Genomic DNA, 11,317 nt, shown 5'->3' with positions numbered 1-11,317 from the left:
GCTAGGATTTTAGATTTCAATAACAAAGAACGCTTACAAGAGCGACTATTATTAATAGAAATTGCTAAATATCCACCTGTTTCTGCAAAACACAGACTTCTTTAAATTTATTTCATAACCTCTCTCTCTACAAGCATTAGAATTGAAAAAACGACTCTTAGAAGACAATCATCCTGATGTGGCACAATCCCTCAACAATTTAGCGCATTTGTACTATTTTCAAGGCAGGTACACAGAAGCAGAACCTCTCTATTTACAAGCTTTAGCAATTGCGGAGCAAGCTTTAGGGGAGAATCATCCTACTACTGTTACAATTCGGGAAAACTTACAAAGGCTGCGACAACAGCAACATCCATCGTCTTAACTGTGATTTATGTGTGGGATGGACTATGATTGATTATTGATGAAGGTTTGTTGAATGCAACACAATCATAGTATTCATTCAATCATTCAAATCATAGTTTAGACTTATTATGGGATTATGGGATGGACTATAATTGAATTAATCACTGATAACTGATATAGGCTATATTTGAAGAACTTACAAAGGTAAAATTATGACTATCAAAGAACAACTAATTCATGAAATTGAAACAGTATCTGATGAGGTAATAGAAGAAGTTTTTGACTTTTTATTATTAGCCAAAATCAAACATAATCGATCGCAAGAACAATCTAAACCTTTTGCACAATTTATAGAAGAACTCACTGCTGATATTCCTCAAGAAATTTTAGATACCTTACCAACCGATAGTGCAGAGCAACATGATCATTATATTTACGGTACTCCTAAACATTAACCATGAAGCAAATTTTTGCCGACACCTTTTATTGGATCGCTTTACTCAACCCTAAAGATAACTGGCATCAAATTGCGCTTAATTATGCTCATAATTGTATCAATGATCAGCTAATAACGACGGATGGCATTATTGATGAGATACTGAACTATGCTTCATCTAGAGGAACTATTATGAGACAGAAAGCACTCTTGATGTGTACGCAAATGCTACGGGAAAAAACAATAAAAGTTATTTCCTATACACCAGAATTACGTCAATTAGGTTTTGAATTATATAAACAACGGTCAGACAAAGGTTATAGCATTACAGACTGCATATCAATGGTAATTATGCAACAAATGGATATTTTTGAAGTGCTTACCCATGACAAGCACTTTACCCAAGAAGGTTTTATTATTCTTTTTCAAAAAATAGAACTACTATAAAATGGAGTCAACGACTATTAGGAAAAATCACTCTACTATTGTTCAAATTCGGAAAATTTTACAAATGATGCGACAACAGCAACATCCATCGTCTTAACTGTGATTGATGGGATTATGGGATGGACTATGATTGATCATTGATGAAGACTTGCTGAATACAACACAATCATAGTATTCATTCAATCATTTCAATCACAGTTTAGACTTATTATGGGATTATGGGATGGACTATATTGTTAATATTGTTGTGCAGTACAAAAAAGGTCATAAAAAATCATGGAAAAACAACTATTACTCAATAAAATTAAACAAGCAGTACAAGCGATCGAACCTCAAGCGCAAATATTTCTTTATGGTTCACGGGCGCGAAACGATGCTCAACCAGACTCTGATTGGGATATATTAGTATTAGTTGATGGGATCACCAACCCTACTCGCACATCTCAAATCCGTCGTCAAATTTATGAAATCGAATGGGAAACAGAAGAGGTTATTTGTACCATTGTTCGCAGCAAAAATCAATGGGAACATCCCTTATTACAAACTACTCCTTTCTGGCAATCAGTTAACAAAGAAGCTATTATGCTATGAGTAAAAATTCCCTTCACGATCAACTAATTAGGTATCGTTTAAATCGTGCAGAGGAAGCTTATCAAGATGCTTGTTCTCTTGCTGATGGTGCAAGATGGAATAGTTGTATCAATCGTCTATACTATAGTTGCTTTTATGCTGTTACGGCTTTACTTGCTTATGATAATCTCTCATCTCCAAAACATACAGGTGTCCGTAGTCTCTTCAACAAAAACTACATCCGTAGCGAAATTATTTCAAAAGACTTTGGTGCAGTTTATAACGAATTGTTTGAATACCGTCTCGAAGCAGATTATACAGACTTTGCAGATTTTGATGAATTACAAGTTCTTCCTTTCATTGCACAAGTGAGAGATTTTTTAAATATAATTTCAGACCTACTTCCTACTGATTAAATGACAAAAGTATTGTATGTCAATACATTAAGTAAAGAGCATCTCAATACACAAATGATTCGTAATAATTTACAAATGATGCGACAGTCACAGCCATCGTCTTAACTGTGATTGATGGGATTATGGGATTGACTATAATTGATCATTGATGAAGACTTGCTGAATACAACACAATCATAGTATTCATTCAATCATTCAAATCATAGTTTAGACTTATTATGGAATTACCGTTGGTGCTTCTCATCCATGCCTCTTAGATTACCGGATTTCCTCCCCCCCCTGAACGGTGACAATTTATCGGCGTTTTCTACCTGTTTGTCGGCGGTGATACCGTTGATGAACTAGGCGATAGCTAACAAAATAGGTTATCGTAGCAAATACCGTCGCTGATAGTAAGCAACCAAAAAACAGGGTTAAAAGAAATTGGCCGCCAGAACTAGCTAACTTTTCGGTGAAGCTTTGATTAGTTTGAAAAATGTCGCCCAGATTCGATCGCCCGCTTTGACCAAGAATAAACTCTCCTAATTTATAATTAAACAGGAAAATTGGCAGATCGGTCAAGGGATTGCTGATATAAGTACCGGCAGCAGCCGCGATCTTGTTGGCGCGAAATAGGGTGGCTAAAAAGATAGCGACGATGATTTGAAGGCCCATCCACGGGAAAAATCCCGAAAAAACTCCCAAGGCAAAACCCCTGGCAATTTCCCTAGGATGTCCTTGTAATCGCATTAAGCGAATATACCAATAGCGCAAAAATCGCAGTAAGCGATTACTCGAATATTTGCGGCTTTTTCTCGCTTTTAATGACCGTGAGCGCATATTTTCGGGCATAAATGCTGACAAAATTGATACCGACTTCAATTTTAGCAAGGGGTGATTAAGAGATGTTAAACACAGGGGATACGATCGCCGCCATCGCTACGGCGATCGTTCCGGAACAGGGTAGTATCGGTATTGTCCGTTTATCTGGTAGTGAGGCAGTGGCGATCGCTCGTCGGCTTTTCCATACCCGCAATCGTCAACCCTGGAAAAGTCATCGTCTTCTCTACGGTTATATCCGACATCCCCAAAGTCAGGCAATTATCGATGAAGCTTTGCTGTTGCTCATGTTAGCGCCCCGCTCTTTCACCCGCGAGGATGTGGTGGAATTTCACTGTCATGGCGGCATTATGCCCGTACAACAGGTGTTACAGTTATGTCTAGAAAATGGGGCGCGTTTGGCCCAAGCGGGGGAATTTAGCCTGCGTGCCTTTCTTAACGGCAGAATTGACCTAACTCAAGCCGAAAGCGTCGTCGATCTCGTTGGGGCGCGTTCTCCCCAAGCGGCACAATTTGCCCTCTCTGGTTTACAGGGGAAACTCGCGCAACCGATCCGCCATTTGCGCGCCACCTGTCTCGATATTTTGGCTGAAATTGAGGCCCGTATTGACTTTGAAGAGGATTTACCGCCCTTGGATCACGAGGCGGTTCTCCATAGCATAGAACAGGTTTTTTGTCAAGTAAATTTAATTTTAGCTACCGCCGAGCGCGGGGAATTGCTGCGTAGTGGTCTAAAAGTGGCGATCGTGGGGCGGCCGAATGTGGGGAAATCCAGTTTGTTAAATGCTTGGAGTCGGAGCGATCGAGCGATTGTCACCGATTTACCCGGCACTACCCGCGATATCGTCGAATCTCAGCTAGTTGTGGCGGGAATCCCCGTACAAGTCCTCGATACGGCAGGAATTCGCTCGGCCAGTGATCGAGTTGAACAAATTGGGGTGGAACGTTCCCGTCAAACGGCCCGGTCTGCTGATTTAGTTCTATTAACCGTCTCCGCAGAGTCAGGATGGACCGAGGAGGACGAGGAAATTTATCGCTCTGTCAGCGATCGCCGATTAATTTTAGTGATTAATAAAATTGATTTGGTTAATCCAGAAACTGTAATTTACCCAGCAGAAATTGAGCGAGTTGTCAAGCTATCCGCCGTCCAAAATCAGGGTATTGAAGACTTAGAAAAAACTATTATTAATGCTGTCCAAAATCAGGAATTACAGGCGGCTAATTTGGATTTAGCCATTAATCAACGACAAGCGGCAGCTTTAACTAGGGCGAAAATTGCTTTGGAACAGGTAAAAAAAACAATTGACCAAGATTTGCCTTTTGATTTTTGGTCGATCGATCTGCGTACTGCCATTCAAGCTTTAGGAGAAATTACTGGCGAAGAAGTAACTGAATCGGTACTTGATCGCATTTTTAGCCGTTTTTGTATTGGGAAATAAGCAATGAGGAAATCTGGTCAACTGTGTTGGGTTAACTGTGGTCTTGTTGAGGATTGGAGAAATCAGATATTACTGGAAAAAAATACTTTCCACCCAGCCGTAATAATGGCACTTCCCAAAAGGATAATCAATGTCCAGACCTGATTTTTTTGGGTTCCCTCTACCGATATTAGCCGATTATCGATGCCTTCGATTTTCTCGCCTAACACTTTAATATCGCCTTTGAGATCGGCTATTCCTATTTCTACTTTTGTCAACCGCTCATCAATCTTATCGAATTTTTGACTAACTTCCTTGATGCTGTCTTTGATTTCTTTAAGGACGACATCCAGGGAATAAGTAACAGTTTCGTTAGACATTGGCTAAACTCCTATACTGCATCTGGTTAGAATATAATTTTATCTTAGTCTAGGCTTTAAGAAAATTTTCTTTCAGGAGCGGTTAACTGTAGTCTTATTGAGGATTGGATAACTCAGATATTACTGGAAAAAAATACTTTCCAAGCAGCCGTAATAATGGCACTTCCCAAAAGGATAATCAATGTCCAGACCTGATTTTTTTGGGTTCCCTCTACCGATCTGAGCCGATTGTCGATGCCTTCGATTTTCTCGTCTAACACTTTAATATCACCTTTGAGATCAGTTACTCCTATTTCTAGTTTGGTTAACCGATCTTCTACCTTGTCAAATCTTTCGTTAACCCGCTTCTCAAGCGAGTCAATCTTCCCCTCAATCCTTGTGAGGACAGCTTCTAGGGAATAAGTAACAGTTTCGTTAGACATTGGGTAAACTCCTATACTGCATCTGGTTGGATATAATTTTATCTTAAGTCTAGGCTTTAAGAAAATTTTCTTTCAGGAGCGGTTAACTGTAGTCTTGTTGAGAATTAGAAAGATCAGATATTACTGGAAAAAAATACTTTCCAAGCAGCCGTAAAAATGGCACTCCCCAAAAGGATAATTAATGTCCAGACATGATTTTTTTGGGTTCCTTCCACTGATTTTAGCCGATTGTCCATGCCTTCGATTTTCTCGTCTAACACTTTAATATCTCCTTTGAGATCGGTTAATCCTATTTCTACTTTTGTCAAGCGCTCATCAATCTTATCGATCTTCCCCTCAATCCTTGTGAGGACAGCTTCTAGGGAATAAGTAACAGTTTCGTTAGACATTGGCTAAACTCCTATACTGCATCTGGTTGGATATAATTTTATCTTAAGTCTAGGCTTTTTGGCATTCCTTACCTCACAGTTAACTTCACTTCTGTCCAACCACTGAGATAGTGTTAGGTGAAAACTTCGCTACTTTCTTGTCACTGATTACCCGTTACTGTTCATTCTCTACGGAAAAACCCTAACCCCTAACACCGATAACCCTAACTGCCAATTTTTTCGGGAACTTCCTAACATCCCATTCATCTTAAAACCCAGATTCCACAGGCAAAAAGGAGGAAATCCAGAGGAGTTTCAGGCTTTTTTCCTAGCCCTCTCGGTTTTCTTTTGGTATAAATTGGGTTATGTGTGCAAAGGAGTGAGCGAGTGACGTTTAGCATCGAACCAAAAATCATCAATCCGCCCAAAAACCGTCATGATTATCAATTGTCGGAAGTAATTCGCTATCGTGCTTGGGTAGAGATTGATCGCTCGGCCTTACAACAAAACGTGCAAAAAGTCAAGGCCTTATTAGCCCCAAAAACGGAATTAATGGCGGTAATTAAAGCCGATGCTTACGGACACGGGGCAGTTAAGGTGGCTAACAGCGTTTTAGAAGCTGGAGCGCAGTCTTTAGCCATCGCAACTATCGGGGAAGGTATCGAACTACGGGAAGCGGGAATCGTTGCCCCAATTATGATTTTAGGGGCAGTCAATACCCCAGAAGAAGTGGCAGCCTTAGCCCATTGGCAATTGCAACCCACCCTGGTGCAAATCGAACAGGTGCAGATTTTTGCCAGCGTTATGAGACGCTTAGAGCAGCGGCTGCCGGTTCACATCAAACTAGATACGGGGATGTCTCGCTTAGGCACACCATGGCAAAACGGCACCAAATTCGTCGAACAGGTTTTAGAGGCTCCTAACCTGAAAATTGCCAGTATATACTCGCATTTTGCCACGGCTGATGATCCGAATCCCGAAATCATGCAGTTACAACGGCAAAGATTCCAACAAGCGATCGCCGAGTTAAAATCAAAAGGTTATCATCCCCCCTGTCTGCATTTAGCCAACTCTGCCGCTACCCTAAGCGATCGATCTCTGCACTACGATCGAGTTAGAGTCGGATTAGCTCTTTACGGTCTTTATCCTGCCGATCATCTCACCGATAAAGTCCCTTTGCAACCGGTGCTGCAAGTAAAAGCACGCATTGCCCAAGTCAAAACCATTGCCGCTGGCTCTGGAGTGAGTTATGGTCATCAGTATATAGCGGCAAAAGACACCCGTATTGCTGTGGTCGGTATCGGTTACGCTGATGGAATTCCCCGCAATCTCTCCAATCGTTTAAAAGTATCCCTGAGAGGACGTTTAGTACCCCAAATCGGCGCAATAACCATGGATCAGTTAATGATTGACGTGAGCGAGATTCCAGAGGTAAAAACAGGGGAAATCGTCACACTTATCGGTAAAGATGGCCCACAGTGCATCACCGCCGACGATTGGGCGCGGGATTTAGGTACGATATCCTGGGAAATTCTCTGCGGTTTTAAGCATCGTTTGCCGCGAGTTATTATTAGCAATGGCTAATTATGGCGGTGATCTTAAAAAATTTCAATTGGCGGCAATTCTCGCTGTTAACTGACTGGCGATATCTGTGATTAATTTTGCCTAAGTAGGTGGGTGGAATTAAATATAAGATGAACGTAGGTTGGGTTGAAGCATGAAACCCAACGCCCGATTATGTTACGCTACCGCTAACCCATCCTACAAATAATTGTGCCTTCCTACTTAGATACTTGCCTTGGTCAAGTGCGATCGCTAATTGTCAGGCTAGATCAGGAGATGAATTCTCCGGTGCTTTAGGTTAGAATAAACAGAGTTAATCGACGGCAACTGATCAGTTTTACCCTAGAGGCAGCGATGACTATAAGCAAAGATATACCCCTACCCCCCGGCAGTTTCGGATTACCCCTATTAGGAGAAACAATCGCTTTTTTGACCGATGGGGATTTTGCCAGTAAACGTCATAATAAATATGGTCAACTTTTCCGTACTCATATTTTTGGCAGTCCCACGATTATTTTATCCGGTACCGAAGCTAACCGTTTTCTCCTCAGCAACGAGAATAAATACTTTGCAGCAACTTGGCCTAAAAGTACCAAAACTCTCCTAGGTAGCGCATCTTTAGCGGTGCATACGGGAGATGTTCACGCTTCCCGTCGTCGTTTAATCTATCAAGCTTTTCAACCCCGGTCCCTAGCAAGTTATATTCCTACGGTAGAAACAATTACCGCTCACTATTTAGAGCGTTGGCAAACTGCAAAAACCCTGTCATGGTATCCTGAATTAAGAAACTATACTCTCGATATCGCCTGTAAATTATTTATCGGTCTTGACCAGGGTTCTGCTACCAAATTAGGAGAAGTTTTTGATACTTGGTGTGCGGGACTATTTACCCTTCCTCTTCCCCTTCCCTGGACAGCTTTCGGCAAAGCATTACGCTGTCGAGAAGAATTACTGCAAGCGATCGAAACTATCATTTTAGAAAGACAAAAAAATGATGACTTAGGCCAGGATGCTCTGGCTATCCTTTTACAAGCTAAAGACGAAAACGGTGAAAGTTTATCCTTAGCGGAATTAAAGGATCAAGTGCTATTATTACTCTTTGCCGGTCATGAAACTTTAACCTCCGCTATCGCCACTTTCTGCCTACAAATGGCACTGCATCCCGATATTTTTCAGCTTGTATTGGAGGAAATAACTAATTTTGATCTATCCACTCCTTTAAGCGTCGATACCCTCAAACAGATGACCTATTTAGATCGCGTTTTAAAGGAAGTTTTACGTTTTACTCCCCCCGTGGGAGGAGGATTCCGTCGGGTAATAGAAGACTGTCAATTTAACGGTTATCATTTGCCGAAAGGATGGGTAGTGCAGTATCAAATCAGCAATACCCATAAAGATAATAATATTTATTCTCGTCCTGAAAGCTTCGATCCCGATCGCTTTTTAGCCGAGGAAAAACCCTACGGATATATCCCCTTTGGTGCGGGATTGCGCGAATGTATTGGCAAGGAATTCGCTCGTTTAGAGATGAAAATTTTAGCCGTCCGTTTAGTAGAAAAATACGATTGGCAATTACTCCCCAATCAAGATATTACCCTCACCACTATCCCCACTCCCCATCCTCGTGACGGTTTACAAGTCACCTTTAAACCCCGTTAACCAGTTAGGATAAAAAAACTTTAAAAACAGTTTAGCGTTTTTCTCGTAGCCGTGAAATTTATTTCACGGCCTTTATTGTCGGAAATGCTCAGATTTTGAGCAGTCGGTGGAACTGACAGAGGTTAATCGGCAGCGGGTAAAGCTTTCGATAATTCTCCATTTTGCTGATGATTTGGTCTATCAAATTCGAGAACTAGGTAACGAATTAAACGCGCTAGGGATTTTTGTAGCAAACCTTCAGCAATTTTTTGTCCCATCTGTTGAGTTTCCGGTTTAGCGATTAGTTTCGTCATCACTGGCACCATAGCCATGGCATCAAATCCTTTCGTTTCCTGTAAAATACTAAAGATGTTGCGAAGATGCTCAAAACTCTTAGCATCACCCAACAATTCTGGGGGAGTTTCTTGCACCGCTAAACCCACCTGTTGCCGGAAATTAACCGTGAGATTAAACCAAGTGCGACGACCGAAGTTATCTAGCGCATTGACTAACTCATTAACTAATTTTTCTCGGATAAATACACCCCTGTCTGACAGAAGAAAATCTAACGCTTGATCGGTGACTTTCTCGAAGTTAAAATCATTAGAATCTTTAGCATTACGCAAGAGATTTTCTAAACGATTCCAGCGAAAAGTACCGTCTTTAAACAATAAATCCCGCAGGGAATCTCGCAACTCCGTGGAAGGATCGGTGAGCAGACGTTTAGCAATATAAGGATAGGCTTTACTCAGTACCTTAAAATTGGGATCGATGCCAATTGCTATTCCCTCTAAAGTCACCATCGAGCGAATAATTAGGGCATAATAGGCAGGAACTCGAAAGGGAAACTCATACATCATCGCCGACATTTTATCGGTGATACTTTTAAAGTTTAATTCTGCCACACTCGCCCCCAAAGCATTACCGAAAACTTCCGAAAAAGCGGGAACAATTGGCTCTAAATTGGTGGTTGGTGATAGGAAGTCTAACTTAACATAATCCTTGGCCAAAGACTCAAAATCCCGGTTGACTAAATGCACCACCGCTTCGATTAAACCGTAGCGTTGATAGGGTTCAATATTGCTCATCATGCCGAAATCAAGATAAGCTAATTTACCGTCGGGAGTCGCTAATAAATTACCCGGATGGGGATCTGCATGGAAAAATCCGTGTTCAAGTAATTGACGCAAAGAACACTGCACCCCCACATTAACTAAGTGGGTGGCATCAATACCCTGGGTCTGAATTTCTTTGATATTAGTTAATTTTGTGCCGTCCACCCACTCCATGGTTAAAACCCGTCTCCCGGTATATTTCCAGTAGATTTTGGGGATGTAAATTTCGGCAATGTGACCATAAAGTTGAGCGAATTTTTCGGCGTTTTGTCCTTCGTGCAGATAATTAATTTCTTCAAAAATACGAGCGGCTAATTCGTCGGTAATTGCCACTAAATCGGAGCGAAGTCTTTTAATATTACCTTTCACCCAAGTCGCCAAACTACGCATGATATACACATCTAAAGTTATACAGCGAATCAAATCGGGACGCTGTACTTTAACGGCGACTTTCTCTCCGGTTTTTAATTTACCTTTGTAAACTTGTCCTAGGGAAGCGGCCGCTATGGGATTGGGGGATAATTCTGCATAAATTTCTTCAGGAGAATAACCTAATTCTTCCTCGATAAAACGATAGGCAATTTCGTTAGGAAAAGAGGGTATTTGATCCTGGAGAGTGGTTAATTCTTCTAAATATAAAGGCGGTACTAAATCAGGCCGGGTAGAGAGAGCTTGACCGATTTTAATATAGGTCGGTCCCAATTTGGTCAACATTTCTCGCAATTGTACGGCCCGTCTAATTTCATTTTTCGGCGATTTTCCCCGCAGTTTATCCGACCAGATACCGATGACAAAAGATAAAACCGGCAGGGCAATTTCGATTAATCTCCCCACAACTTCTAGAGGTCGCCGACGGTAATAGTCGTTAATAACTTGGGGGTTGTAGCGCCAACTTTCGGCTACGTTGTCATCCATGGGGCCGATATCTTCCCGATGCTCTTCGGGAATATGCACGGGCTGCACTTCAACAGTAATCGCTTCTTCGGGTTGCGTCTCTGGGGAGATCATCTGTTCGGACATAGTTCGGTGACAAGGCAGGGTGATTTGTAAACTATTGTAACAAGTATCGGCTTTCCCCGGATGGTTATCGGTGTTTTTGACGATTTCGAGACTGATACTGCCCTGATTATCCCAGGCTCTCTTCGGTTTGGTGGGTAAAATGTATTCTAAGATACAGTCCTGATGGCGAGCGCGTGGAAGGAACCACAGAGACACAGAGGACACAAAGATCGATCACTACTATATAGGGTTTGCTGAATAACTGTGAAATACTTATGATATAAGGATTACAGCCATATTAAATTCCCAAAAAGTCAAGAAAAAGGGACAGAAAACGGCTAAAATTGCTAAAATACCCTTGCACTTATCCGACAAGAACAT

General features: G+C 41.5%; 12 protein-coding genes and 1 pseudogene. 8 read left to right on the top strand and 5 right to left on the bottom strand.

Annotation, left to right across the window (positions count from 1 at the left end; all coding sequences use genetic code 11):
* Positions 1–139: 139 nt before the first annotated feature.
* From IM509_RS23620 to IM509_RS23600, 5 genes and pseudogenes are all read left to right on the top strand, one after another.
* Positions 140–364, top strand: a pseudogene (locus IM509_RS23620) (tetratricopeptide repeat protein); the annotation flags it as partial.
* Positions 365–557: 193 nt separating this feature from the next.
* A complete protein-coding gene (locus tag IM509_RS23615) occupies positions 558–800 on the top strand; it encodes a hypothetical protein (protein ID WP_002760184.1) in 243 nt (80 codons plus the stop codon).
* Between the two features lie 2 nt (positions 801–802).
* The gene (locus IM509_RS23610; protein ID WP_052276908.1) at positions 803–1,228 is read left to right on the top strand and encodes a type II toxin-antitoxin system VapC family toxin; all 426 of its coding nucleotides are present in this window, start codon (positions 803–805) and stop codon (positions 1,226–1,228) included.
* A gap of 276 nt (positions 1,229–1,504) precedes the next feature.
* Positions 1,505–1,819, top strand: coding sequence for a nucleotidyltransferase domain-containing protein (locus IM509_RS23605; RefSeq protein ID WP_024971013.1), 315 nt, complete (start codon positions 1,505–1,507; stop codon positions 1,817–1,819).
* Positions 1,816–2,214 carry a HEPN domain-containing protein gene (locus tag IM509_RS23600; protein ID WP_052276909.1) on the top strand — a complete coding sequence of 133 codons (399 nt, stop codon included), beginning with the start codon at positions 1,816–1,818 and terminating at the stop codon, positions 2,212–2,214. Before IM509_RS23605 ends, IM509_RS23600 begins: the two co-directional genes overlap by 4 nt.
* 294 nt (positions 2,215–2,508) lie before the next feature.
* On the opposite strand, the gene IM509_RS23595 is transcribed toward IM509_RS23600, so the two are convergent.
* On the bottom strand, positions 2,509–3,045 hold the full coding sequence (locus tag IM509_RS23595) for a DUF2062 domain-containing protein (RefSeq protein ID WP_052276910.1): 537 nt from the start codon (positions 3,043–3,045) through the stop codon (positions 2,509–2,511).
* A gap of 53 nt (positions 3,046–3,098) precedes the next feature.
* Between IM509_RS23595 and mnmE the strand changes: the two genes are divergently transcribed.
* The gene (mnmE, locus tag IM509_RS23590; protein ID WP_052276911.1) at positions 3,099–4,472 is read left to right on the top strand and encodes a tRNA uridine-5-carboxymethylaminomethyl(34) synthesis GTPase MnmE; all 1,374 of its coding nucleotides are present in this window, start codon (positions 3,099–3,101) and stop codon (positions 4,470–4,472) included.
* Between the two features lie 62 nt (positions 4,473–4,534).
* Here mnmE and IM509_RS23585 read toward each other — a convergent pair whose 3' ends face one another.
* The 3 genes from IM509_RS23585 to IM509_RS23575 all read right to left on the bottom strand — a co-directional run bounded on the left by IM509_RS23585 (position 4,535) and on the right by IM509_RS23575 (position 5,642).
* Positions 4,535–4,831 carry a polyhydroxyalkanoate biosynthesis repressor PhaR gene (locus tag IM509_RS23585; protein WP_052276912.1) on the bottom strand — a complete coding sequence of 99 codons (297 nt, stop codon included), beginning with the start codon at positions 4,829–4,831 and terminating at the stop codon, positions 4,535–4,537.
* A 113-nt stretch (positions 4,832–4,944) separates the two neighbouring features.
* On the bottom strand, positions 4,945–5,253 hold the full coding sequence (locus IM509_RS23580) for a DUF4164 family protein (protein WP_052276913.1): 309 nt from the start codon (positions 5,251–5,253) through the stop codon (positions 4,945–4,947).
* 113 nt (positions 5,254–5,366) lie between these two features.
* Entirely contained in the window at positions 5,367–5,642 is a 276-nt protein-coding gene (locus IM509_RS23575) for a polyhydroxyalkanoate biosynthesis repressor PhaR (protein WP_052276914.1), read from the bottom strand.
* A 366-nt stretch (positions 5,643–6,008) separates the two neighbouring features.
* Here IM509_RS23575 and alr point away from each other — a divergent pair, with 366 nt between their 5' ends.
* Together alr and IM509_RS23565 are read left to right on the top strand one after the other, a co-directional pair.
* Positions 6,009–7,205 carry an alanine racemase gene (gene alr, locus IM509_RS23570; protein ID WP_072924012.1) on the top strand — a complete coding sequence of 399 codons (1,197 nt, stop codon included), beginning with the start codon at positions 6,009–6,011 and terminating at the stop codon, positions 7,203–7,205.
* Between the two features lie 333 nt (positions 7,206–7,538).
* Positions 7,539–8,843, top strand: coding sequence for a cytochrome P450 (locus tag IM509_RS23565; RefSeq protein WP_052276916.1), 1,305 nt, complete (start codon positions 7,539–7,541; stop codon positions 8,841–8,843).
* A gap of 122 nt (positions 8,844–8,965) precedes the next feature.
* On the opposite strand, the gene IM509_RS23560 is transcribed toward IM509_RS23565, so the two are convergent.
* Complete coding sequence (locus IM509_RS23560) at positions 8,966–10,957, bottom strand: ABC1 kinase family protein (protein WP_052278477.1); 1,992 nt, start codon at positions 10,955–10,957, stop codon at positions 8,966–8,968.
* Positions 10,958–11,317: the final 360 nt, after the last annotated feature.

Source organism: Microcystis sp. M31BS1 (assembly GCF_020245285.1).
GTDB lineage: Bacteria > Cyanobacteriota > Cyanobacteriia > Cyanobacteriales > Microcystaceae > Microcystis > Microcystis panniformis.
This window is presented reverse-complemented; position numbering and strand designations above follow the sequence as displayed.